We start from the raw sequence: 25,808 nt of genomic DNA on the forward strand, positions 1-25,808 counted from the left end.
TCAGTAAGGCTGCCTAAAAACACGTTTTTTCGTGACATATTTCACGGTTTAATATTTAAGGTACGCAAAAATAATGAATTAGGTTTAATACGTCAAATGATAAAAATTTGCCTTTGGGTTAAAATAATTCACCTGAAAAAACATAAGGTTAAATATTGATCTTTAAATATATTTTGATTTAGAAAGCAGTATCTATTTTAAAATTTTTATTTAATATTTCACATGAATTATAAAATATATGACAGCGAGCAATAAAGTGATGAACTTAGATAAGTCATTAACAGGTTTTCAATTATCTAAACTTCATACATTTGAAGTAGCTGCAAGGCATGAGTCTTTTTCATTAGCGGCAAAAGAGTTATGTTTAACACCTAGTGCTGTTAGCCACCAAATCAATTTATTAGAGAAAGAACTCAATATAAAACTATTTTTACGCTTACACCGTAAAGTTGAACTCACGGCTGAAGGCAAGCACATTTTTTGGGCATTGCAGTCTTCTTTAGGCCATCTCAATACTGAAATTAAGGCCATCCAAAATCAAACTTTATCTGGACCACTCACGATTTATGCTAGGCCATCGATTACACAAAATTGGTTGGTTCCCAAACTGTCTGACTTTATACAGCGCTATCCTTTTATTGAATTGTCCATTTTGACTGGCAATGAAAATGTTAATTTGCAACGAGAAGGGATAGATTTAGCACTTTATTTTGATAACCAACCCTGCCCGCAATTGAATTATCAATACTTAATGGATGAACATATTTTACCTGTATGTAGTCCTGAGTATGCTGAAAAATTCAACCTTGTAGACAATTGGCAGAATTTAAACCAGTGTACTTTACTTCATGACAGCCATGCATGGTGCAATAAGACTGGAACGGGGGAATGGGACAGTTGGGCCGCACATTTTAATATCAATATTGATACCCCTTCAGCGCTTTACTTCAATCGATCAGATCTCGCCTCAATTGCTGCCAAAAATAACCTTGGAGTGACAATGGGGAGAAAACGATTGGTTGAAAAAGCCATTAAAAATGGCGAACTAATCGCACCATTCCCTGATCAGTTTTTACTCTGCGAGCAACATTACTATATCACTTCACTGAAAGATCGCCACTGGCCAAAAATTGAGGCCTTTAGTCTATGGCTCAAAAATCAAACCATGAGTCAGGACTAAAATGACTTGCTAACCAAACATAATTAAATCAATGCTGTACTCATTTATAAATCGAGTACCTTCTGCCTTTAAATGGGTTTATATTCACATACTTAAAAATCGTCAGAAAGATATCCTCAATGCACTCTGACGAAACATAGATTTTTTATAAAAATTCTCTTCACCATTAGACTGATTTAAAAAACGGTTCTTTAAATCAAAGAACCGTTTCGTAATACAGAACCCTTAGAACTTAAAGCTATAATCTATATTTAAACGAGTTTCATTGGCTGAGTGAAAGACCATATTGGTTGGCATATCATTTCGGTAATGAGAAAAACGTGCTCGCATGCCTAAGCCTTTCAACTTCCCTTCTGGGATTTTATAAGCTAAATCCAGCTCCATCGATTCTTCTTTAAATCGTTTATCGCCATAACTAAGTAAATCAATATCTTGTCCTTTGGCATAGCGGGTCATAAAACGCAGTCCATTGAGAGAAATATCAGCTAATTTTACATTTTTAAAATCATATTCATAACGCAGTGAATAGACTTTCTCGTCTTTATTGGAATAATCCGAGCTCATAAAATCAAGCACCACTGGACTTTCTGTTCCCGATAAAAATGGTAACCCGGTCGAACCAAAGGCCTGCATATAACCCAAAGACAGGGTATGGTTTTGATAATTTAAGCCAAATAATCCACTTAAATGCTGGTTATCTACATCACCGATTTTTTGCCTACCTGCCTCCTGACTATTGAAAAATCGTACATCGCTTAAAAAAGTTAACTGTTCATTTAAAGGCTGTTTACCATTGAAACCTAAAAATTGCTGTTGGTAGATATCATGCAGTTCAGCCTGATAAGCACGGATTCGATACGCATCATTGAGTTGATAAGCACCACCAAAACTATAGAAGTAATCTGTTGTTGCTGATTGATCAAAACGGCGATTGATATTGTCCGTACCGACATCACTATAATGAATCGAATCACGCTGTCGCACTTGGTCTACATAAAAACCTTCCAATTGTAACTTTGGAATTTCATTGGATACAAACCGAGCACCTCGATAAGTTTGAGGGAACAAACGTGCAGGTGAAGAAAAAATCGTGGGCAATCGTGGAACCAAATCTCCCACAAAAAGCTCATTTTTCTTAAATTTTGCTTTGGCAGTCAGCCCTATTTTCCCATAATAATCATCTCGTGAATTATCTGCATTTACAGGTAATAAGTTACTCCGTGCATAGTCATCGGCTCGATCTCCAATTAAGTTAAATCCAGCCATTGCCAATACATCAACACCAAAACCAACTGTTCCATCGGTATAGCCCGATTGACCATTAAAGATAATACCTTGTGCCCAATCGCGCGCAGCAGTATAAGGATATGGATCTTGTTTATAGTCTCGGTCAAAGTAAAAATTTCTAAGCGTTAGCTCTGCACTACTGTCTGCCACTAAATCGGCATGCGCCAGGGCACTAAATAATGGGCAAAAGTATACCCACACCCACAAAGATGTTTTTTTCATTTTTTATCTCAACTATTTAATTTTTAGAGGATTAAGTTGTTGTTTTAAGCGTATAGGCTGCTTCATTTTTATGTCGATAAAATGCATTACCTAACATTAAAATAAGTACAATTGCCAAAATAAATACCACCCCGTAATATGCATAAAGCGTGGCTGGCGCTATACCTTTATCTAAAAAAACGCCTGCAATTGTTGGTGATAAAATGGCACCAATACGTCCAAAACCAATAGCATAGCCTACGCCACGACTACGAATATCGGCGTCGTAAATTGTAGGTGAAATAGAATATAAACCAGCAATACAGCCATTAATCAGCGTTCCAAGTAATAGGCCAACAATCAATGCCACGCTCACTTGGGCCGAGACAGCCACGAATAAAAACACACATGCGGCAGTTAGTCCTAGAAATAGACTTAAGGCATAGAAGATTTTGATACGGGATGCCAGCAAACCAATAATTGCTGCACCAAAGATCCCACCAATACTAATTAAAATACCTGTGGTAACCCCTTGTTCAGGCGACATTCCCATTGAAATTAAAATTTTCGGTGTCCAACTCATTACAAAATAAAAGCCAAACATTACGAGAAAGAAAGCACCCCATAGACACAATGTTTGAAAGCCCTGTTGCCCACCAAATAATTTGGCAAAATCTCCGCCACCCTTTGCATCACTTTTTGCATAATCAGGTAAGGCATCTAGATGATTTAAGCCCATACGCTGTAATACTGAGTTCATTCGCGCTAGCGCTTGTTGTGGTCTTTTTGCCAACAAATAATCTAAGGACTCAGGCAATAACCATATACTCACCAACAGCATTGCAATGGTTGTGATCCCGCCTGCAAGGAAAATCGAGCGCCAGCCTAAATGTTCAATCAGTGTCAGTGACAATATCCCACCAAGTGTGGCACCAATCCCATATCCTGTAGACATTAAACTTACCGCAAAACTTCTCCAGCGCGTATTGGCATATTCACTGGCCAAAACATTGCTACTGGCAAGAATACCGCCAACCCCAATCCCTGTGACAAAACGAAGCATGGCCAACATGCTATGACTATCGACAAAAGCACATGCCAGCATGCTGATTCCAGCAATCACCAAACAAATTAAGATCAGTAAACGGCGACCAATTTTATCGGCAAGTGGTGCCAGAAAAATCGAACCAGCAGCCATACCAAATAGACCAGCACTTAATAACAAACCGATTTGAGCACCAGAAAGCGACCAATCCGCTGAAACTGAAGGTGCAGTAAATGCCATGACCATGACATCAAAACCATCAATAATATTAAGGAAAACACAAATCAAAATCACAAACCATTGATAGCGGCTCATCTTATTTTGACTTATCTCACCAAGCACATCTCTTTCCATTTGTATATCTCCCAATCTGGATAGGATATACACACGACATTGCTGTGCTGCGTCGTTGGGTGGTTATGCATATCCGTATCCATAATTACCTAGAGGAATAATTTAATTTTTAAAACTCGTTTTTGAACAAGAATATTTTTTTGGAGCGTCCTGCTCTATTTCATCTTGATTAATTGGATCCAAAAAATCAATAGTATTATTAAAAAATATTTACAAAGTTAGATTAAAACCCATAAAATATATGATTTAACTCAATATATTTAAATTAAAAGAATTAAAAACGGATATACATATTTGAAAATTACATTAAAATGGATCCATTTAGTTCATTTAACCTCTTCTAAGTCAGTGACCTTATTGAGGATATTAAAAAAGCCCACCCCCTTATTTTTAAATATTTCAGTTTTCGCAACGTGATAGGTATTCAACAAAAATATAAATTGGATCCAAAATATAAATAAAAGCACAAATAACCACATAAATATCGTAGAGATATTTTTTAAATAAAAACAGTAAAATACCGATAAACACAAAACAAACGAGCCTAAATCAAAGACTTCAATGATCAAAAATGATCATTTTATCGATTGACCGTTTACTTGCGTTGATATAAATTGGATCCAATAAGTGATAAGGAGTCATCACAAATGTTTATAAAAAATGCATGGTATGTTGCTTGCTATCCTGAAGATATCCAAGACAAGCCGCTTGGTCGCACCATCTGTGGTGAAAAAATTGTTTTCTATCGCGGCAAAGAAAATAAAGTCGCTGCTGTTGAAGATTTTTGTCCACATCGTGGCGCCCCATTATCATTAGGCTATGTAGAAGATGGCAATTTAGTTTGTGGTTATCATGGTTTAGTCATGGGATGCGAGGGAAAAACCATTTCTATGCCAGCTCAACGTGTAAACGGTTTCCCCTGCAATAAAGCCTATGCAGCCATAGAAAAGTTTGGCTTTATTTGGGTTTGGCCTGGAGATCAAACTTTGGCTGATGAGTCCAAACTCCCAACACTAGAATGGGCAGATCATCCTGAGTGGAGCTATGGCGGTGGTTTATTCCATATCCATTGTGATTATCGTTTGATGGTCGATAATCTTATGGATCTGACCCATGAAACCTATGTTCATTCGAGCAGTATCGGGCAAAAAGAAATTGATGAAGCCCTTCCTGTCACCAAGGTCGATGGTGATCATGTCATTACTGAGCGTTATATCGAAAATGTCATCGCTCCCCCATTTTGGCAAATGGCACTTCGTTGTAATAACTTAGCAGATGATGTTGCCGTAGATCGTTGGCAACGCTGCCACTTCGTTGCACCAAGTAACGTACACATTGAAGTGGGTGTCGCTCATGCAGGATATGGCGGATATCATGCCCCTAAAGATAAAAAAGTGTCATCGATTGTGGTTGATTTTATTAGCCCTGAAACAGAAACCTCACATTGGTATTTTTGGGGAATGGCACGTAATTTCCAACAAGATAACCCGACCCTCACTGATCTCATCCGCGAAGGTCAAGGCAAAATCTTTACCGAAGATTTAGAAATGCTGGAACAACAGCAACAAAATATTTTACGAAATCCCCATCGCCAGTTACTGATGCTGAATATCGATGCTGGTGGCGTACAGTCACGTAAAGTGATTGACCGATTACTGGCACAAGAAAGTACGCTCACGCCTGAAACAACAAAACATAAGTTTCCAAATATTCGGGTGATTTAAAGGAGAATACACATGGACGTTATTATTGGTAAAATTCACCAGCTTACTCCATCAATTCGAGCCTTTGAATTGATTTCAAGCAATGGTTCTGCCCTTCCAAGCTTTGAGGCAGGCGCGCATATTGATGTACATCTCAAAAATGGCTTAACCCGCCAATACTCACTTTCAAACTGTTGTAGTGAAAAACATCGTTATGTGATTGGTGTTTTGCATGATGAGCATTCCAGAGGGGGTTCTCGTTGCATGCATAGCGAGTACCGTGAAGGTGATCAATTACGTATTGGCGCACCACGTAACTTATTTGAAATTCATCATCATACCCAAAAGGCAGTCTTATTTGCAGGTGGTATCGGCATTACCCCGATTCTTTCAATGGCATATCGGCTTAAAGCTCAGCGGATACCATTTGAATTGCATTATTTTGTACGTAGTCATGAAATGATTGCTTTCTATGGAAATTTAACCGAACACTTTGCAGGTCAGATTCATTTTCATATTCAAGATCAACCAGAAACTCAATGTGATATGTCGTCCGTCTTGGAGCAGAATTCATCCGATAGACATTTATATGTTTGTGGGCCAGCAGGTTTTATGGCATTTGTGATGGAGTCAGCTCAACACATGGGCTGGCAGACAGAGCAGCTACATCAAGAACACTTTGTCGCACAAAAGTCAGAGGCATCTAACAATGCGGCGTTTACCATTGAAATCAAAGGCAGTGACCGTCGAATCGAAGTACAGCCTCATCAAACAGCAACCCAAGCCTTAATTGAGAACGGTTTTGATGTCCCTGTTTCTTGTGAACAAGGTATTTGCGGAACCTGTATCACGCGTGTGCTTGCAGGAATTCCAGATCACCGTGATGTATTTATGACTGACGAAGAACATGCATTAAATAACCAGTTTACCCCCTGCTGTTCTCGAGCAAAATCTACAAATTTGCTGATTGAATTCTAATGAAAAACAGCCCTTTGATTCGATTAAAAGAGCTGCTTAGGGTCTGTTGATATTTCTTTTCGGTTTTATTGAGACAACACGTTTCTTAAGGTCTCGCCCAAAACCACAACACTACTATGTTCCCGCATCAATGTTTCAGCACGTCCAGCTTGTCTATGCATTAAAGCATCGTAAATTGAACAGTGTTGTAGATGGGCATAATGTAAGCGACGATATTCTGAAAGTGCTTGAGTTTGGTCATAGGTAATGGCTTGGGCCGAGGCCATGGGCAATTGATTGTTTTTGGCTAAGGCTTGGATCAATGCAACATTTTGCGCGCCTTGAATAATAGTATCGTGAAAAATCACATTAAAGTGATGGTAACGTTCCAGTTCATGATCACCAAACTCAGTTTTTCCATCAAAAAGTTTTTCAGTTTCGACAATGCAATTTTGTAGTGTTTTTTTCTGTTCTTCCGTCAGACCTTGTTCTGCAATGGTTTTAGCTGCCAGTCCTTCAAGGATGCCACGTACTTCAAGTGCGTCATTGATCAGTTTTTCTGAAATTTCTCGAACCGTATAACCTCGAGTTGGATTTTTAATCAGCAAGCCTTCTTGCTCAAGCAAACGAAATGCCATACGCACAGGCTGTCTGGACACCCCAAGCAACTCAGCCGTTGGGATCTCTGCCACTCTGGCACCGCCCTCTAGCTCCCCAGCAATAATCATTTTTCTAAGTTTAATTAAAACTTGTTGACCTGAAGACATTCACTGTCACACGCTATCAAAAATACCCTTTGATGCTAACAAGTTCATCTATAAAATGAAAACAAATTTTCGATTTGAATCTATTTGGTTTAAAGCTTCATAAAAGCCTGATCAATTTTTGGCGTTTGAGGTCCACAAATATGTCCATTCTTTATGACACAGCCACTAGATAAGGTCAAAAGTCTACTTATTTGATCATGCTGATATCCTGCTTTAAGGAAGACATTCTGGGCGTGGATGATTATAGTCTTCCAGATCACAAGCATCTGGATGTCGTGCATTCAGCTTACAATATTGGTAATTCGTGCTTGTTTTGCAATATTCACTATTCAATCTCCTGTGAATATCAGGAGTGGGTATTTCTGCCCCAGAAGCGCAAACGGGTAAAACTCTATCCTTTTCGTATTTACATAATGGATATTCGTCCTTGTCACGAAAGCCCGCATGTACCATGCAAAGCGAAATGGATACCTGCGCATTCCTATCAAGTTGCTGATATGCGCGACTCTTACCAGAGGGTTCAGGCATACCACACTCAAGTAGCTTTTTCTTAACATCAACAATACTACTGTTTGGAGCAATCCATTCTAAAAAATCAGGTGGTGGTGGTTGAAACATCTTTTCAGAACATCCAGATGTTAATATGCCAATCGAGGCTAGAAAAAATAGATTTCTCATTAAGCAGTCCTTCCTTTAATTTTAATTATCCCTGTCTTCCCCCATCCGCACTAAACCACGTAATCACAAGAAAGTATTAAGTCTCCTAACTATTTTAATTTTAATCGCGAATATTCATAACAGCATACTTTAAGGAAGACATTCTGGTCGTGGATTATTATAGTCTTCCAGATCACAAGCATCTGGATGCCGTGCATTCAGCTTACAATATTGATAGTTCGTGCTTGTTTTGCAATATTCACTATTCAATCTCCTATTAATATCAGGAGTGGGTATTTCTCCCCCTGGAGCACACACTGCTAAATTCTTGTCCGGATGATTATGGCACCATCTGGCTGGTCCACCTAGCGCCTTATAGCCTGCAGCCTCCATGCAAAATGAAGCAAACACTAGATCATCATAGGTTCGAGAGCTCAAAAAGCCTGATGGAGTGTCAAAACCACATTCCAGCAGTTTCTTTTTTACCTCAATAAGCTCTACACCTTGTTTCGACCATGCTTTAAATGATGGTGGTGGGGGTTGAAACATCTTTTCAGAACATCCAGATACCAATATGCTGGCCAAAGCTAGAAAAAGTAGATTTCTCATTAAGCAGTCCTTCCCTTAATTTTAATTATCCCTGTCTTCCCCCATCCGTACTAAACCACGTAATCACAAGAAAGTATTAAGTATCTTAACCATTTTAATTTTAATAGCGAATACTCATAACAGCATGCTTTAAGGAAGACATTCTGGGCGTGGGTTTACATAATCATTTTTATCGCACAATTCAGGAAATCGTGCGTTTTGTTTGCAATATTGATAATTCGATTTTGTTCTGCAATAGTGGCTATTCAATCTTCTGTTAATATCAGGAGTAGGTATTTCTGCCCCAGAAGCGCAAACGGGTAAAACTCTATCCTTTTCATATTTGCATAATGGATATTCGTCCTTGTCACTAAAGCCCGCATTTACCATGCAAAGCGAAATTGATACTTGTGCATTCCTACCAAGTTGCTGATATTCAGGACTCTTACCAGAGGGTTCAGGCATACCACACTCAAGCAGCTTTTTCTTAACATCAACAATACTACTGTTTGGAGCAATCCATTCTAAAAAATCAGGTGGTGGTGGTTGAAACATCTTTTCAGAACATCCAGATGTTAATATGCCAACCAAGATGAGAAATAGCAGATTCTCTAGTTTTTTTGGATACCTAGTCTGCTTCTTCACTTTTTCTTCAGCTTCAAGATTTACTAAAACGCTACTGGGTAAAGGTTTTCTTGTTATATTTGATCTTTTCATTTTGGCGTCCCCTTGAGTTCAATAAGATGCAAAGGATACCAGCTAGGATACAAGGCTTATTCTACTATGACCAGTTAGGCCCACTACCTGAATTAAATAAACCAACTTTGTGTACGTTGGTTTGGTTGTTTGTATAAAAAAGAAAAAGAAAGCCACCTATATTTAATTAAGATTTAAAACCTTGCTCAAAATAGGTAACTTTCTATTTTTCAAAAATTAATGACTAAGCAAGTCAGAGCGACTACCCTGCACCTCATTAAATGTTTTTATTTCATAAGGTAAACCCACATAGTTTTCAGCCAATGTGGTTAAACCCGCATGTGAATCTAAAATATAACTCAATTCAGCCTGCTTAATTTTATGATCAAACTCACTTTCCGTTTCAAAACGATGTAGTAAATGCGTCATCCACCATGAAAAACGTTCTGCTTTCCACACACGTTTTAAGCATTTTTCAGAATATTCCTCGATGCCTTGTTCTGAACCATTGAGATATAATTCAATTAAGGCATTTGACAAATAAGCGATATCAGATGCAGCTAAATTTAAACCCTTTGCCCCTGTCGGTGGAACGATATGTGCCGCATCTCCTGCTAAAAATAGTTTCCCAAATCGCATTGGCTCTGTCACAAAACTGCGTAAAGGTGCAATACTTTTTTCAATAGAAGTGCCTGTAACCAAATTTTTACGAGTTTCTTCATCAAGGCGATTTTTTAACTCATCCCAAAATCGTTGGTCAGACCACTCATCAACATGATCCGTCACAGGAACTTGTAAATAATATCGGCTACGGGTTTTTGAACGCATACTACATAAAGCAAAACCACGTTCTGACTGCACATAGATCAATTCATCTGAAACAGGTGGAACATCTGCAAGCACACCTAACCAACCGAATGGATAAATCTTTTCAAAAGTTTTGATTTTATCTTGTGGCACGCTTGCACGACAGACCCCATGATAGCCATCACAGCCTGCAATAAAATCACATCTAAGCTGGTACGATTGACCATTTTGCTGAAAGCGAACATACGGTTTTTGCTCAAAATCATGAATTTGTACATTCTCAGCTTCATAATAAGTGCACAAACCTGCCGCTTCACGTGCATGCATTAAATCTTTTGTGACTTCCGTTTGTCCGTAAACCGTAACTTGCTTACCCTGAGTTAACTCAGATAAATCCACACGATGCTTTAAGCCATTGGTTAAAATTTCAATACCATCATGCGCTAAGCCAAACTTGTTTAGATTTTCATCCACACCCGCTTGCTTCAATAAATCTACCGATACTTGTTCAAGTATCCCTGCTCGAATACGTGCAGCTACATATTCAGCACTGCGTTGCTCAATGATCACGTGGGAGATACCTGCTTTAAACAACAGTTGTCCAAGCAATAGCCCAGCTGGGCCTGAACCAATAATCGCCACTTGTGTGGTTAAATTTTCCATAACATTTTCTCCATATCCTGACCATTAAATTAATTTTTTTGATCTCTTTTTGATATGGTGAAAACTGGATAATCGCCGTATAGTGGCAACAATGACCGTATATCGGCCATAAAATTATAATCGGGAATGGATGAACGATGAGATACGATTTAATTGAGAACGAAGTTTCAGGTGAAACCATTAAGCAAGATGATTACATTGCTGGACTCGCCAAAGGACTAAGCTTGCTTGAAGCCTTTGGGGTTGATCGTCAAAAACTCAATTCGACTCAAATTGCAGAGCGCACAGGATTGAGCCGTACAGCGGCACGAAGATATTTACGAACTTTAAAATATTTAGGTTATTTAGAAACTGATGATCACTACTTTTGGTTAACTCACAAAGTATTACGCTTATCGAGCTCCTATTTAAGCTCGGCTCATCTGCCTAAAGTTGTGCAACCTATTCTCAATCTGTTAAGCGCACAAACCAGCCTGACTTTTTCGCTGGTGGTTTTAGATGAACATGAAGTCGTTCCGATTGCGCGAAGCTACTTACCTCAACACGATAATTTACGCCTCAGCCCGTATGGGATGCATTTGGGCAATCGTTTGCCTGCACATGCAACCTCAACAGGCAAGGTTTTATTGGCAGCATTAAATTTAGAAGAACAAAAACACTGGGTAAATAAATATAGTTTGAAACGCCTCACCGCTTATACCATTCAAGATGAAGTCCAGTTTTATCAAGTATTGGCAGAAATTCAAAAACAAGATTATTGTCTATCAAAAGAACAACATGAATTAGGGGTTATTGCGATTGCAGTTCCAGTATTAAATGCACAAGGCAAAGCCGTCGCTGCGTTAAATTGTATTGCACAAACACATCGTGTCACTGAAGAACAGCTGATTCAGCAAGTTTTGCCTTTACTGAGAAATACAGCCTATGAGTTAAGGAGTATGGTTTAAAAATACGTTGAAGAAATTTTGATTGGAGCCATAGTGCTTAAAGGCTAATTTTTTTAAACGCATAATTTTTAACTTGTTCATGACAGCGCAAAACAATATAAATTTATAAAACATAAAGATCCATATTGATTTTTACCACCAGCTTAAAAGATAATAATTATTATTCGCATATTTATAAAAATCAATTTTATGATCCAATCTATTCTTATTCAGCCAATAGCAAATCGTGTACTCAACTCTATGACTTTGGTCAGTTATAAAAATACAAACAGATGCTGCAAAACACCTGTTTCTGCTAAAAGCTCTGCCAGCCAGCAACAAAGCCTGAACTGAATTTAAACTTTTTTTATTTGTAAATCATCAGTACCCATACTTGAGCAATTAATAATTTTCTCAACAGGCGTAATCACATCACTGTTATCGAATAGGTCATTTTTCATGTTGAAGAAAACTTCTCTCTACTTGGCGCTAGGCGTGTTGATCATGCAAATCTCAATACATACTTTTGCCGATAACAGCATTCGCATTGGAGAAACGCAAAACATATCTTCCGCTATTTTAAATGAAAAAAGACCATTACAGATCTATCTCCCTGCTACATATGGCAAATATCCCAAGCAAAAATATCCTGTGATTTATCTATTAGATAGCGAAAGTAACTTTCATTATTTGACAGGAATTGTCGAGAAATTATCGAAGTCACCTTATCCCTCGATTCCTGAAATGGTCGTTGTGGGCATCGTCAATACAGAGCGTGCTCGAGACTTAACCCCAACCAAGCAAAAGCCTGAAATTAATGAAGGACGTGTAATTGAAGGTGAAACTGGTGGAAATGTCGCATTTTTTAAATTTTTAGAATCTGAGCTCATGCCTGATATTGAGAAAAAATATCGTACGAATGGGTTAAATATATTGATTGGTCATTCTTTCGGAGGTATTACCGCACTCAATCATATGCTCAATGGTCAACAAAATATCCAAGCCTATATTGTCCATGACCCTAGTATTTGGTGGGATGATGAGATCATGTTGAAACGTTTTAAGGAAGCGAACAATCAAGATTTTCAGCATAAAACTTTATTTTTAACCCAAGTTGGTGCCAGTGAAAATACAGACAGTTTAGACAACCATTACAAGGGTATCAAAAAGTTCAATCAATATTTAAGTCAACAGCCTTTTACTCAACTGAACTATAAATATGTCCAGTATGAGGGTGAAGATCACGGTACTGTACCAATCAAAGGTAATCTTGATGGTTTACGTTATATTTTTGAAGGTATGCGAGTCAATATTAAAGCGATCCCAGAAAATCCCAATCTTATAAAACAACATTATGCTCAATTAAGTCAAAATTTAGGCTTTGAGATACAACCCAGTGAGGCTTATTTAGATCGTGTTTTAGACTATTTAAAACGTTCAAACAATCCAAAAGTAATACAACAATTTCAGGACTATATCCTTTCGATCTATCCTCAATGGCGTGTTAAAACATCATCATAAAAACGTATATGATTTAAATGTGCCGCATCGATGTGACTGCTTATTTAAAGTGTTCACATCGATGCGGGTTTTCTCTTTACACACTGTAGTTTGGGTATGAATTTCATACACGCAAAAAATTAAATGCTTAAAGTATACAATTTTAAAGCCTTCAACCATCTACTCACTGATTGTTACTTTAATTCAAGAGAGGGAGGACAGAGGCCATCTTTAGGCTGTATTGGATTCCAGTAAAAGCTTCTAGCGATCTTTTCTTGGTCAAATAAAATTTTAAACTGACAGGTTGTAATAGTGTCATTGGTACGGTCTGCAGTCGTGAAATGGAACAAATAATTCCATTCTCTAGCTCTCCAGCCATCCTCATATTGAGGTCGACCAATCAGCGCGTAAAGTTGATCTTTGGTCATTCCTGCTCTGACTTGATTCAAGTTCTGTACATTTGGGAATGTTCCCGCTTTTTTATTTAAAATGACATCATCCACCTTGTGCCATTTCGCTTGCTCGGTTTTACCCTCTTTAGAAATAATGGTTCCTGTGGCACAAGCACTCAATGTTACGGCAATTAAACTCAATATTAATAAATTTTTCATATGTCGACTCTCGCATAAATTCTTGTTCTCGTTAATTTGAATCCAAAAAATGGTAAGCTAAGACACTGTTTACATGGCTAAAATGTCTTAGCTTCCCTAAACTACCATTGGATCCCAGTACCTACAGTTCCCCCAAAATCACCACGCGAGTTACCACTTCCACTCACCTTAAACACCCATCGACCATTATCTGAAATTGATGACATCCCGATCGCATACCCACTTTCTCCACGGTAAGTCCCCCCACTGATTGCCATCATACTTTTGCCTGGAATATAAGCTTGAGGTAAACCTGCTGTTGCAAGTGCTTGCGCATTGCCTGCACTGGCTCTTTTCTCTAAATCATCTATGCGACCATTGGTGTCATAAAATACTTGCTCTAAACGATCGCCTAGATTGGTAATTTTATTGCCTAAATCAATATCAGCCTGATTAAGCGCACCTAAGGCATCACCCACATTATGATATGAGCCGTTATTTACATTGTAGGTTGGCGGAGTGAACTGACCATTTTCATATTTTGCGCCACCGCCTAATGATGTGGTGATGTATTGGTTTGACGTATTAAGTTGTGAACCATTAACCGCATCTTTTGAAGTGCTGGATACTTCACCTGCTGCAACATTGGTGATTTTTTTATTCCCAGCATTTATTCCATTTTGATCTATTGCAACATCACCCACTTTGACTGTGTTTGCTATGACATTATCTGCGGTCAGCGTATTTGCAGTAACCGTGTTAAATTTTACGTCATCCGCTGTTGCAACCTTATATTCCTTACCTCCTAGGCTATTGGTTGTTTCAGTGACCGTCATATTCTGCCCAGCAATAACTGTAGAATGTTGCCCAGCTTTTTGGTTGATTGAGCTAATCGCATCATTAATGTTGGTTGCACCTGTCCCACCGATGTTGGTAATGGTATTACCATCTCCGCCTTGGAACGCACCATCCCCAATAATATTGTGGATCTGGCTTCCATTCACCGCATCTTTACTGCTCTGAGCAATACTCCCCTCTGCAACATTGGTGACTTTATTGCCCGCAGCGTCAATACCATTTTTAGTCACACTTGGCCCACCAGTAATGCTAAGACCATCATTATTGATTACGGTATTGCCTGCAGTCACACTGTCAACCTGGATATCTTTGGCTAATTCAACACTGACATTATTGGCATTATTACTGATATTAATATTGCCATCTTTGTTACCAAAATCGACCGTATCGCCTGATTTGACTGGATTACTATTGGTTCCATTGGTGGTCAAATTCCAACCTTGGTTTGCTGTTTGAATACGATCGCTCACCGCTTTAAGTTGATCCTCTGTCGCAGCTTGACCACTGACAAAGTTATTTGGATTAAATGTTTTATTGGTCAGCCCACCAATAGTCCCTGTTGCACCATTCACAGTTACAGGGTTTGCACCGCCCACAATAATTTGTGTTGGTCCCATTTGGGTTTGATAAATGCCATTGCTTAGATTGATACTGCCTGCACCAATCCAACTACTATTATTATTTGCATCACTCACCAATGTACCATCGACGGTACTAATATTCGATTTAGCACCATCTTTCAGTTCGACTTTGCCATCGCTGATTTTGCTTTTACCAACCGTTAAGCTGCCTGCAGAAGTAAGATCAATATTTTTTGCTAACTCAACCTGTACTTTTCCAGCTGCCACCTTGGTACTGATATTACTGTCAGCACCAATTACATCAACGCTTTCACCTAATTTCTTGTTTACTGTATTGCCATCCTGAGCAGTTAAAGCAAAACCGGCATCATTCAGTCCAGTTTGGATTTCTTTAAGCTGTTCTTCTGTAGCTGCACGACCTGTGGTAGCAAAATCTTTACCTGATGTAGTCTTATTGGTTAAACCTTCTAGTGTGCCTTTATTGGCATCAAGTACAACTTGATTGACCGTATTTTTGACGCTGATCACACCAGAACTGATCACACTTTGAGTGCTACCATCTTGTACGGTCATACCATCTTTATTCAGTACAGTGGAATCCGTTGCGGTACCCGCAGTGACACTATCAATATTCAGGTCTTTATTTAAGCTGAAATCAATGGTTGTCGTTCCATTACTGTCATTTTTTGCACTGACATTTAAATTAGTTTCACCTGTTGCTAAGCCAACATCGACCGTATCGTCTGGTTTGACTTGCGTTGTCCCCAAAATAGCATCCGTTTTGACGTTCCAGCCTTTATTGGCATTCTGAGCAACATCACTGACTTGTTTTAACTGCTCTTCAGTCGCAGCTTGTTTTTGATTGTAACTTGCATTTGGATCCCAAGTGGTATTGCTTAAACCACTCACCCGCCCTGTTGAACCATTCACCGTAACTGGATTTGCACCACCTACAACAATTTGTGTTGGGCCGACTTGGGTTTGATAAGTGCCATTACTGACATTGATATTTCCTGCACCTAACGTACTGCTATTGCTACCATCACTGACAATTGTACTATTCACCGTACTAATATTCGATTTGCCCGCATCTTTTAATTCAACTTGACCATCTGTAATTTTACTGGTACCGACTGTTAAGCTGCCTGCACTACTCAGATCAATATTTTTGGCGAGCTCTATTTCAACTTTGCCACCAGTGACTTTGGTGGCAATATTGCTATCGGCACCAATAACCTCAATACTTTCGCCCAATTTTTTGTTGATGGTATTGCCGTCGCCAGCCGTTAAGCCAAAGCCCGCATCATTGAGCCCAGTTTGCATCTGTTTGAGCTGTTCTTCTGTGGCCGCGCGACCGACTTTAGCAAAGTCATTACTGGATGTGGTTGTATTGCTTAGGCCTGTAATTGTTCCTGTATTACCATTGACTGTTATTGGATTTCCACCTGTGGCAGGTCCAATCTTGACCACTGGCTCAAGCCCAAAGCTAATTCCATTATTGCCTGTGTTGGTAATTTTAATGTTGCCATCGGTTGCACTAAAATCAACATTTTCACCGAGACCAATCGTATCTTTTGCTGCACTGTCAGCATTTGCACTAATGCTAAATCCTTTATCGATAATCTGTTTAATCTGACTCCCATTTACAGCATCCATAGAGCTATCACTAATATCACCCAATGCAACATTGGTCACTTTATTGGTCCCCGCATTGATTCCTGTCACGGTCACACTTGGTGAATTCGGCACAGCACCGCCACTTGCGTTTACAAAAGTTAAACCTTTGCTATCGATCACTGTGCCACTCGCATTTACACTATCGAGCTGAATATCTTTAGCGAGTTTAATGGTTAGTTTATTGTCGGTACTGTCTGCAACCACACCGATGTTATTGTCGGTTAAATTACTCGCAACAGATTCACCACCGACAATACTCAAGCGTTGCCCCAATCTACGATCGACATTCACACCAGCATTATCTCCAGCAAATGTAATTGGTGTTGCCAATTGATCCTCAGTTGCAGCGCGCCCAGATAAATAGTTACTTGGATCAAAAGTGGTATTGGTTAATCCTGTAATCGTGCCATTTTTGCCATTAATGGCAATGTTTGCCCCACCTGGAAGTCCGCCCACATTAACGATTTCTGCAAGTTTTAGATCGACATTTGCACCAGTGTGACCAATGGCTAGATTGCCATCACTATTTGAAAAATCGACTGTATCCGTGGCTGCAATATTTGTGGTGCCTGTAACGTCTTTGTTGGTGGTTAAATTCCAACCTTTATTGGCATTTTCAGCCACCTCATTGACTAACTTAAGCTGTTCTTCTGTTGCTGCACGCCCCATTTTGGCAAAGTCTGATTCAGTTAAAGTTTTATTGGTTAGTCCTGTCAAAGTACCTGTTGTGCCACTTAACACAACATTATTGCTCGCATTTTTTAAGTTAATGGTATTGGCATTTATGCTATTACTACTTGCCCCAGCAGTAATCACTGTCTGAGTGGAGGTGCTGATATTACTATTATTGGCACTGTCTTTAATTTCCACCTGCCCATCTGTAATTTTGGAAGTGCCGACGCTTAAGCTTCCTTGAGCAGTCAGGTTGACATCTTTGGCCAATTTTAATTGCAAAGTATCGGTACCATTACTTACAACCCCAAGATTGCCATCTGTAAGTACCCCAGTCGCTCCACCAGTGAGCTTTAATTGCTCACCCAATTTACGCTCTACTTTCGCGCCAGTGTCTCCGGCAAAGCTTAATGGCGTATCTGCTAAATCGGTAATGGCTTGATTGGTTTGATACAATTGACTGCCATTGATTGCATCTGTACTTGAGCTACTGATACGCCCAGCAGCAACATTGACAATGGTTCGTTCAGCCCCAACATCCCCGACACTTACACTAGAAGATACAGCGGGAGCTCCTGCAAAATTATAGGTTTTGCCATTAATTGTGGCTGATTTGGTTGCCACATAAGCTGCCGAAACTGAGTTATTTCCTAAAACCACAGCATTTTCATGTGATGCTGTTGCAGACTTACCCAATACAGTTGCGCCTTTCGCACTCACCGAAGCACTATTTCCGATTGCGACTGCATCCTCTTGAAGTGCATTGGTTCCCGTACCCACCGCAATTGAATTTAAAGCGTTTGCATTGGATTGTTTGCCAAGTGCAATCGCATTGATTCCATTTGAAGTTGCATTATTACCTATCGCAGTGGCATCTTTAGCACGACTTACACTGTTGACACCAAACGCTATGGCATTTTCACCAGCACTTTCTGCGTTTTGCCCAATTGCCGTGGCTTTTGCTGCATAGCTTTTTGCTTGAGAGCCTATTGCCAAACCATCTTGAGAAGTACTGTTTGCATCTGAACCTATTGCAGTGGAATTCACACCCGAAGCTTTAGCATTATCGCCATAGGCCATACTGTCTTCAGCAGTTGCTGTGGCAAAGCGTCCTAATGCAACACTCTGTGCACCATTGGCTTTAGACTGATAACCAATTGCCGTCGCATTATCTCCCTGAGACAATGCTTGACGACCAATTGCAATCCCTTGATCTGCGGAATTAACTTCAGCGTCACTTCCTACAACAACCGCATAGTTTGACTTGGTTCCATCCGCCTCAGAACCATTTCCGATGACAATACTATCTTCGCCACGGCTTTCTGCGCTTTTTCCCATCGCAATATTATTTGTACCTGTGGCAATCGAAGAATCACCGATTGAAATTGAAGAAACCCCTACTGAACCCGCACCCGCACCAATCGCAACTGATTTTTCTCTTGCTACAATCACATTACTACCTAAAGCAACACTCCCCGCTGCAAGGGAAGATGTACTGGCACTCGGGCCAATTGCTAAAGAATTGTCGCCATTTGCCCCTGTATTGTTTTTATTATTGATATCCGTGGTATTTACTGAAAAGTATTGTGGTCCTGCTTCCGCAACAGCTGTTTTTAATTGCCCAAAATTCACCGCTGAGGACAGATCATTTTCATCGCCTTTTACGTTGCGAATAATCGTTCCATCAGTACCGACTAAATTCACAACTGATTTGTCTGAGTTATACAACACAGCATCAGGTACTACTCCACCAATCTGTCCCGTACCCAGTAAATCAAAAGCATCTTGAATTGTTGTTGGAAGCTTACTGGTATTTCCTGAAGAATCTTTAACATTGACTTGGATTAGAGGTAAAGTACCACCACTTCCAATAGTTGCAGGATTACCTTTTGCATCCGTTGCGCCCATCACACGGATAATGTCATTTTGTAAAGCTTTAATCTGATTGACCGTCACCGCATCTTGCAATTCTGAACCATCTGCAACATTGGTAATTCGACGTTGCTCATTTTTATTCCCGACCGAAACAATGTTAAAGCCCCCCACACCACCAGAGACATTGGTGATATAGCCGTTTCCAAGTGAGTTATTTTGCGCAACACTTCCCGAGCCTAGTGCCACATCACTTTGACCTGCTAAAGAATCTAAGCCAATTGCAACCCCTGAAGTACCGGTCACAATCGAGTCATAACCGAGTGCAACACCACCTTGAGCAACACTTGCTCGTGTTCCAACTGCAACCCCTAAACTTTCAGTAAATGTTGCCGCACCGATCGCAACTGAGCTTTGTACGGTAGCGTTTCTATCTTTATTGCTGCCAAAACCAATTGAAATATTCTGATTACCCGATAAGTTTGTTCCTGCATCGCTACCTAAAGCGATATTGTAATCAGAACTTGTTGAGTTGACCGTTGAATTGCTACCCGCACCGACCCCTATCGCAATCGATTGGTTACCACTAATATTTTGTCCTGCGTTTGCTCCAACGGCGATATGCCCATTGCGGTCAAATGTACCTGAACCAATAGAACCAACTCCTGCAGCACTACCAATTGAAACACCATTAACCACACTAGATTTTGCGCCATCACCTAATGCAATTGAACTCGCGCCTCCTGAAGTCGCTTGATTTCCGATTGCGACACTCGCAGTTCCACTTGCAGACACTGAATTTCCGATCGCATTGGCATTGGTCGCAGCAGATGCCGAGGTTCCTATCGCATTGGCATTGGTTCCCACGGCATTTGCACCCTGACCAATTGCATTTGAATGCGTTCCTGTTGCTATCGCAGCATCCCCAATCGCAATACTTGAAGGTCCACCTGCTAATGCAGAAGACCCCAATGCAACACTTTTATCGCCAACAGACATATTGGCGCCATTTTGCAAAGCTGTAAGGAATTGATTCACTTGCGTTGCTGAGACAGCAACCCCATTAATTTCAGTAATAGTGCTGGGATCCGTTCCCATTGCGGTGACAGGAATACCATTGATTGCAATCAGTTGCGTATTGGATACGTTATAAGTCGGGGTCAATGCTCTCGCTTGACCACCATTTCCGATAGAGGTTGAATTGGCGCCAAGTGCACCTGTTTCTTTACCAAAAGCAATAGAATAATCATTGATGGCATTGGCTGTATTTCCGACAGCAATACTGTTGAGTCCTGTGGCATTTGAGAGATGACCGATAGCGATTGATAGCTCACCTTCAGATTTTGCCACAGGGCCTATAGCGAGAGAATTTAAACCATTGGCTTGTGAATCAACAAGCGATGAGTTGGTGTGGAAATATTTGATACCTTGACCACTTTGGAAAAGTAAATCATTCACTTGCCCGCCTGTCACTGCATCTGTAGATCCTGCAGCAATACTACCATTGGCTAAATTTGTGAGCTTATCGCCACCCAGATCTAAACCATTTGCTGTACTGGTCAATACAGTATTATTTGCAGTATCACCAATTTTTACCGAGTTAAACTCTGGATCATCCACTGTGGAAATTGAAATATCCGTACCCGCATTGGTTACAGCAATATTTTTACCATTCACAAAATTCACGGTATCTGTAGCTTTTACGGCGCTAGACGTCCCACCATTGCTTTGTATATTCCAAGTCTGATTCTTCAGCGAATTCAAATCCGTCGCAGATGCCTTGCTATTTAATCCAGTGTTTACATCATTGACCTGACTATTCAGCTATTGAAATCCGACTGTGACACTTTCGTCGCCAGTCCTGTGCTTGAATCATTCACTTGGTTATTTAAGCTATCAAAATCAACCTGTGATACCTTAGTGACCAACCCCGTAGAGGTATTATTAATTTGATCATCAAGGGTATTTAAATCATTTTTTGTTTGATTTAAATCAGTATTTACTGTTGTTAATGAAACACCATTTGCAACCACATCTCCAGTTGCAGTTAAACTACCACTTACATTTAAACTCTCATTAATATCTTGCGCCAAAACAGCATTCGAATTAACAATAAATAATAAAAACATCGAACCTTTCACAATTTTATTAATTTTCGATTTCTTATTACCTTTTACAATTTCAGAAACTACAACCCAGCTTCCCACTGTAGTATTCCAGACCAATTTATACACTTTATTCATGACATATATACCTGCATTTATAATGATGTTTTGATTTATTAATTACTTTTCAAATAAAATGCACAATATATTTATATTTTTCCATACTGTTTACCAAACGATACACTTTGCTAACACCAGAAAAACAAATATCCAATATTAAAGTAAATAATATATTAATTTCAATAGTTTACAATAAAATAATCATCAATACAAACACCTTGAAAATATAAAAAAATTTGTTTATTTTTTTTAAATCTATTTTTTAAATAAATTAACTTTTAATAAAAAATTATCAATCATGAAATCTCATTAAAAATAAATAAGCAAGCAAAAGGCACCACAATAATTAAATTATTTCTTATTTAAGCACAATTTAATATTCACCATATTTGGTATATTCTTTAAATAAATAAAAAAACCATGAAATAATATATTTCAAATATGGATATTTTACACAACCTCGACTGATATAGTATTTTCCATTGAACGTAAAAAAATGAACACTCTATTCATAATCAAATATAGATTAAATAATAAAGGTGGGGCCGCAAAATGATTGAATGGCTACAAGGTGAATTAAAACATAGTCCTGAAATCCTATTATTTTTATCCTTGGCAATAGGGTTTTGGATCGGTCAGTTTCAATTTGGAAAGTTTCAATTTGGTGGTGTTGCAGGATCACTACTTGTCGCTGTTATTCTAAGTCTTATTGGCGTACCAATCGACAATGGTGTAAAAGCGATTCTTTTTGCTTTATTTATTTACGCAGTCGGTTTTGAAAGTGGCCCACAGTTTTTTAAATCGCTTGGGCCACAATCCATTAAAGAAATTTTGCTGGCTATTTTTATGGCTGTATGTGGACTCATTACAGTCTTAGTCATGGCAAAAATCTTTAATCTAGATAAAGGCTTAGCCGCAGGTTTGGCTGCAGGTGGGATGACCCAGTCTGCGATTATTGGTACGGCGGGCGATGCGATTTCTCGCCTAGACTTACCACTTGCAGAAATTCAGAAACTTCAAGCCAATGTTGCGATTGGATATGCCGTGACCTATATCTTTGGTTCTCTAGGCGCAATTATTGTTTGTGTGAATATCTTGCCAAAATTTATGGGACGAGAAATTCATGATGATGCTTTGAAAGCGCAAGCAGAGCAGTTAAAAGGTGCATTTGAACTGGCACCTGGTCAAGAATTGGCTATGCCTGAAATTGTTGGTCGTATTTACAAAGTCAAACAAGCATCAGGACACACCATTGCCGAACTCGAAACACAAGTACCAAGCGTCACCATTGAACGATTAAAACGCAAAGATCAATTTATTGATGTTGCGCCAGAAATTACCTTAGAGAAAGATGATGTTGTTCTGGTCGTTGGTCGCAGGGCAAGTATCGTTTCCATTGCCGAGTTTATTGGATCTGAGTTGCAATCCTCACAAGGTATGGAAATGATCATGGACACCACAGATGTCATATTACGAAACTCAAAATATGCCAACCGTACCCTTGGAGATATCAAAGCCAATACCCCAGATTACTTAAAGCATGGCATTTATGTGCTGGCAATTAAACGTAACAGTGAAGCGCAAGCTTTAAGTGATGATACAGTCCTACGTCAAGGCGATGTGGTCACCGTATATGGAACTAAAAGTGATCTTGAACGCCTAGTCAAAGAAGCGGGTAAAGCTTTACCCGAAAGCTTAAAAACAGACTGGATTTTCCATGGTGCAGGTTTAGTTGTTGGTTTAGTCATTGGCCTATTTGTTGTCCGTATTGGTGATGTTCCTTTAACCCTTGGTGCAGGTGGCGGTGCGCTGTTATCAGGTCTGTTATTTGGTTGGCTACGTAGCCGTAACCAAGTCCACGGCAATATGCCTTTAGCTGCTTCACAACTTCTCAAAGATTTAGGTCTTGCTGGTTTTGTTGCTGCTGTCGGTTTGCAATCAGGTTTACAGGCCATTCAAACCATTAAAGAAAGTGGCTTATCCCTGTTTATGATCGGAGTTGTGGTCACGCTAGTACCGCTAATTCTTTCAATGCTGTTTGCCCGTTATGTACTCCGTTATAACAATGTCGCCGTAATGGCTGGAGCATTAACTGGCTCACGCAGTGCAAATCCCGCTTTTGGTGGCGTACTCGATAAAGCTGGAAACTCAATTCCGACTGTCCCATTTGCGATTACCTATGCACTCGCAAATGTATTTTTAACCTTGCTTGGCCCTCTGATTGTCGGTTTAGCATAAATAATTTTATAAATTTCAAACTCATTCACTTCAAGATAATTAAGGAGACTTCCCATGGGGAACGTTGATTATTCAAAATACGCAAAACTGAGCCCATTTGAACTCAAAGATGAATTGATTGCTTTAGCACAAAGCCATACTGACCGTATGATGCTCAATGCGGGACGAGGCAATCCAAACTTTCTGGCAACTGTTCCACGCCGTGCCTTTTTCCAATTGGGTTTATTTTCTGCCACTGAATCAGAATTTTCTTTTTCCTATATGCCTGAAGGGCTTGGTGGATTTCCTCGTGCGGAAGGATTGCAATCACGCTTTGACCACTTCATCCTAGAAAATCGTGACAAGCCAGGTGTTGTTTTTCTGGGTAAAGCAATTTCTTATGTTCGTGACCAATTAGGACTCGATCCCGATGCATTCTTACTCGAAATGGTCGAAGGTATACTTGGCTGTAATTATCCTGTCCCAGATCGAATGCTAAGAGTCAGCGAAAAGATTATTAAAGAATATGTTTTACGTGAAATGGGCGTACAAGGTATGCCGAAAGAGGAACTCGATTTATTTGCAGTGGAAGGTGGTACAGCTGCAATGGCTTATATTTTTAATTCATTAAAAGAAAATAAAATTATTTCACATGGTGATCGTATTGCCATAGGTTCGCCTATTTTTACCCCTTATCTCGAAATTCCAAAACTCAACGATTATCAGCTCGAAGAAGTACTCATCGAGGCTGATCCTAATCTTGGTTGGCAATACCCTGAATCAGAATTACGTAAATTAGAAGATCCATCGATTAAAGCATTTTTCTTGGTGAATCCAAGCAACCCACCTTCGGTTAAAATGAGTGATGAAGGTTTAGCGATTTTGGCTGATATTGTTAAAAAACGTCCTGACCTGATTATTTTAACAGATGATGTTTATGGCACATTTGCAGATAACTTTAAATCCTTGTTTGCAATTTGCCCTGACAATACCATTCTGGTTTATTCTTTCTCTAAATATTTCGGTGCAACTGGTTGGAGACTTGGGGTCATTGCCTTGAGTAATGATAATATTTTAGATAAAAAAATTGCGGCGCTTTCTAAAAAAGACAAGAAAGAACTCGAAGAACGCTACTCTTCCCTCACCACAGATCCATCTAGTATTAAGTTTATTGATCGCCTTGTTGCCGATAGCCGTAATGTTGCTTTAAATCACACGGCTGGATTATCCACACCTCAACAAGTACAAATGGTTCTTTTTGCTTTATTTAATATGATGGATTCTCGCCAAAGCTATAAAAAAGCAGTGAAATCTGTGGTTCGAGAACGTGATGCTGCGCTTTATAGACAGCTTGGGGTTGAAGTTCCACAAGATCCGAATGCCGTTGATTACTATACCTTGGTCAATTTAGAAAATACCTCACGAAAACTATATGGTGATGCATTTGCTGATTGGGTGATGAAAAATAAGAATCCAACAGAATTACTTTTCCGAGTTGCTGATGAAACAGGTGTAGTACTACTTCCAGGTTCAGGTTTTGGTGTTCAACACCCTTCTGCACGCGCCTCGCTTGCCAACTTAAATGAATTCCAATATGCAGCTATTGGGACTTCATTACGAAAATTTGCTGAAGAAGCCTATCTGGAATATAAAAAATCCAGCAAAAAGAATAAATAAGCATGGATAACTTAAGTATCAGTTTTAAAAGAAAAAGATCGCATTAATGCGATCTTTTTTGTTTGCGAATGGCTAGCCAACCAAGTTAAGCTCTATTTTCCTGTGGCG

Annotated in this window: 15 protein-coding genes and 1 pseudogene; 7 read left to right on the plus strand and 9 right to left on the minus strand. The window is 39.4% G+C overall.

Annotation, left to right across the window (positions count from 1 at the left end; all coding sequences use genetic code 11):
• The first annotated feature begins 259 nt into the window (after window positions 1-259).
• Complete coding sequence (gene dsdC / locus ACZ5QH_RS17680; RefSeq protein ID WP_303577513.1) at window positions 260-1,180, plus strand: DNA-binding transcriptional regulator DsdC; 921 nt, start codon at window positions 260-262, stop codon at window positions 1,178-1,180.
• A 225-nt stretch (window positions 1,181-1,405) separates the two neighbouring features.
• On the opposite strand, the gene ACZ5QH_RS17685 is transcribed toward dsdC, so the two are convergent.
• Both ACZ5QH_RS17685 and ACZ5QH_RS17690 read right to left on the minus strand, forming a co-directional pair.
• On the minus strand, window positions 1,406-2,689 hold the full coding sequence (locus ACZ5QH_RS17685; protein ID WP_303577514.1) for an OprD family outer membrane porin: 1,284 nt from the start codon (window positions 2,687-2,689) through the stop codon (window positions 1,406-1,408).
• 31 nt (window positions 2,690-2,720) lie between these two features.
• The gene (locus ACZ5QH_RS17690) at window positions 2,721-4,067 is read right to left on the minus strand and encodes an MFS transporter (protein WP_303577515.1); all 1,347 of its coding nucleotides are present in this window, start codon (window positions 4,065-4,067) and stop codon (window positions 2,721-2,723) included.
• A 647-nt stretch (window positions 4,068-4,714) separates the two neighbouring features.
• Here ACZ5QH_RS17690 and ACZ5QH_RS17695 point away from each other — a divergent pair.
• Together ACZ5QH_RS17695 and ACZ5QH_RS17700 are read left to right on the plus strand one after the other, a co-directional pair.
• Complete coding sequence (locus ACZ5QH_RS17695; protein WP_303577516.1) at window positions 4,715-5,791, plus strand: aromatic ring-hydroxylating dioxygenase subunit alpha; 1,077 nt, start codon at window positions 4,715-4,717, stop codon at window positions 5,789-5,791.
• A gap of 12 nt (window positions 5,792-5,803) precedes the next feature.
• Complete coding sequence (locus ACZ5QH_RS17700) at window positions 5,804-6,748, plus strand: PDR/VanB family oxidoreductase (RefSeq protein ID WP_303577517.1); 945 nt, start codon at window positions 5,804-5,806, stop codon at window positions 6,746-6,748.
• Window positions 6,749-6,813: 65 nt separating this feature from the next.
• On the opposite strand, the gene ACZ5QH_RS17705 is transcribed toward ACZ5QH_RS17700, so the two are convergent.
• From ACZ5QH_RS17705 to pobA, 5 genes are all read right to left on the minus strand, one after another.
• Entirely contained in the window at window positions 6,814-7,494 is a 681-nt protein-coding gene (locus ACZ5QH_RS17705; protein ID WP_004717728.1) for a GntR family transcriptional regulator, read from the minus strand.
• Window positions 7,495-7,707: 213 nt separating this feature from the next.
• Window positions 7,708-8,172, minus strand: a complete 465-nt coding sequence (locus ACZ5QH_RS17710) for a hypothetical protein (RefSeq protein WP_303577518.1) — start codon at window positions 8,170-8,172, stop codon at window positions 7,708-7,710.
• Window positions 8,173-8,301: 129 nt separating this feature from the next.
• The gene (locus tag ACZ5QH_RS17715; RefSeq protein ID WP_303577519.1) at window positions 8,302-8,760 is read right to left on the minus strand and encodes a hypothetical protein; all 459 of its coding nucleotides are present in this window, start codon (window positions 8,758-8,760) and stop codon (window positions 8,302-8,304) included.
• A gap of 129 nt (window positions 8,761-8,889) precedes the next feature.
• The gene (locus tag ACZ5QH_RS17720; RefSeq protein ID WP_303577520.1) at window positions 8,890-9,456 is read right to left on the minus strand and encodes a hypothetical protein; all 567 of its coding nucleotides are present in this window, start codon (window positions 9,454-9,456) and stop codon (window positions 8,890-8,892) included.
• Window positions 9,457-9,672: 216 nt separating this feature from the next.
• A complete protein-coding gene (gene pobA / locus ACZ5QH_RS17725; RefSeq protein WP_303577521.1) occupies window positions 9,673-10,905 on the minus strand; it encodes a 4-hydroxybenzoate 3-monooxygenase in 1,233 nt (410 codons plus the stop codon).
• Window positions 10,906-11,042: 137 nt separating this feature from the next.
• Here pobA and ACZ5QH_RS17730 point away from each other — a divergent pair, with 137 nt between their 5' ends.
• Together ACZ5QH_RS17730 and ACZ5QH_RS17735 are read left to right on the plus strand one after the other, a co-directional pair.
• Complete coding sequence (locus ACZ5QH_RS17730; protein ID WP_056513343.1) at window positions 11,043-11,852, plus strand: IclR family transcriptional regulator domain-containing protein; 810 nt, start codon at window positions 11,043-11,045, stop codon at window positions 11,850-11,852.
• 438 nt (window positions 11,853-12,290) lie between these two features.
• The gene (locus ACZ5QH_RS17735) at window positions 12,291-13,352 is read left to right on the plus strand and encodes an alpha/beta hydrolase (RefSeq protein ID WP_303577522.1); all 1,062 of its coding nucleotides are present in this window, start codon (window positions 12,291-12,293) and stop codon (window positions 13,350-13,352) included.
• Between the two features lie 173 nt (window positions 13,353-13,525).
• On the opposite strand, the gene ACZ5QH_RS17740 is transcribed toward ACZ5QH_RS17735, so the two are convergent.
• Together ACZ5QH_RS17740 and ACZ5QH_RS17745 are read right to left on the minus strand one after the other, a co-directional pair.
• Window positions 13,526-13,942 (minus strand): outer membrane protein assembly factor BamE, encoded by a 417-nt coding sequence (locus ACZ5QH_RS17740; protein ID WP_004717738.1) that lies wholly within the window; start codon window positions 13,940-13,942, stop codon window positions 13,526-13,528.
• A gap of 101 nt (window positions 13,943-14,043) precedes the next feature.
• A pseudogene (locus tag ACZ5QH_RS17745) lies at window positions 14,044-21,824 on the minus strand (YadA-like family protein).
• A 534-nt stretch (window positions 21,825-22,358) separates the two neighbouring features.
• Here ACZ5QH_RS17745 and aspT point away from each other — a divergent pair.
• Together aspT and ACZ5QH_RS17755 are read left to right on the plus strand one after the other, a co-directional pair.
• Window positions 22,359-24,044 carry an aspartate-alanine antiporter gene (aspT, locus tag ACZ5QH_RS17750; protein WP_004817270.1) on the plus strand — a complete coding sequence of 562 codons (1,686 nt, stop codon included), beginning with the start codon at window positions 22,359-22,361 and terminating at the stop codon, window positions 24,042-24,044.
• A gap of 54 nt (window positions 24,045-24,098) precedes the next feature.
• Window positions 24,099-25,700, plus strand: a complete 1,602-nt coding sequence (locus ACZ5QH_RS17755; RefSeq protein ID WP_303577526.1) for a bifunctional aspartate transaminase/aspartate 4-decarboxylase — start codon at window positions 24,099-24,101, stop codon at window positions 25,698-25,700.
• The last annotated feature ends 108 nt before the right edge of the window (window positions 25,701-25,808 follow it).

This window comes from Acinetobacter sp. Ac8 (assembly GCF_055392545.1).

Coding starts and splice junctions, on each gene's coding strand:
- dsdC (WP_303577513.1), top strand. CDS start 260: ATGAACTTAGATAAGTCATTAACAGGTTTTCAATTATCTAAACTTCAT.
- ACZ5QH_RS17685 (WP_303577514.1), bottom strand. CDS start 2,689: ATGAAAAAAACATCTTTGTGGGTGTGGGTATACTTTTGCCCATTATTT.
- ACZ5QH_RS17690 (WP_303577515.1), bottom strand. CDS start 4,067: ATGGAAAGAGATGTGCTTGGTGAGATAAGTCAAAATAAGATGAGCCGC.
- ACZ5QH_RS17695 (WP_303577516.1), top strand. CDS start 4,715: ATGTTTATAAAAAATGCATGGTATGTTGCTTGCTATCCTGAAGATATC.
- ACZ5QH_RS17700 (WP_303577517.1), top strand. CDS start 5,804: ATGGACGTTATTATTGGTAAAATTCACCAGCTTACTCCATCAATTCGA.
- ACZ5QH_RS17705 (WP_004717728.1), bottom strand. CDS start 7,494: ATGTCTTCAGGTCAACAAGTTTTAATTAAACTTAGAAAAATGATTATT.
- ACZ5QH_RS17710 (WP_303577518.1), bottom strand. CDS start 8,172: ATGAGAAATCTATTTTTTCTAGCCTCGATTGGCATATTAACATCTGGA.
- ACZ5QH_RS17715 (WP_303577519.1), bottom strand. CDS start 8,760: ATGAGAAATCTACTTTTTCTAGCTTTGGCCAGCATATTGGTATCTGGA.
- ACZ5QH_RS17720 (WP_303577520.1), bottom strand. CDS start 9,456: ATGAAAAGATCAAATATAACAAGAAAACCTTTACCCAGTAGCGTTTTA.
- pobA (WP_303577521.1), bottom strand. CDS start 10,905: ATGGAAAATTTAACCACACAAGTGGCGATTATTGGTTCAGGCCCAGCT.
- ACZ5QH_RS17730 (WP_056513343.1), top strand. CDS start 11,043: ATGAGATACGATTTAATTGAGAACGAAGTTTCAGGTGAAACCATTAAG.
- ACZ5QH_RS17735 (WP_303577522.1), top strand. CDS start 12,291: ATGTTGAAGAAAACTTCTCTCTACTTGGCGCTAGGCGTGTTGATCATG.
- ACZ5QH_RS17740 (WP_004717738.1), bottom strand. CDS start 13,942: ATGAAAAATTTATTAATATTGAGTTTAATTGCCGTAACATTGAGTGCT.
- aspT (WP_004817270.1), top strand. CDS start 22,359: ATGATTGAATGGCTACAAGGTGAATTAAAACATAGTCCTGAAATCCTA.
- ACZ5QH_RS17755 (WP_303577526.1), top strand. CDS start 24,099: ATGGGGAACGTTGATTATTCAAAATACGCAAAACTGAGCCCATTTGAA.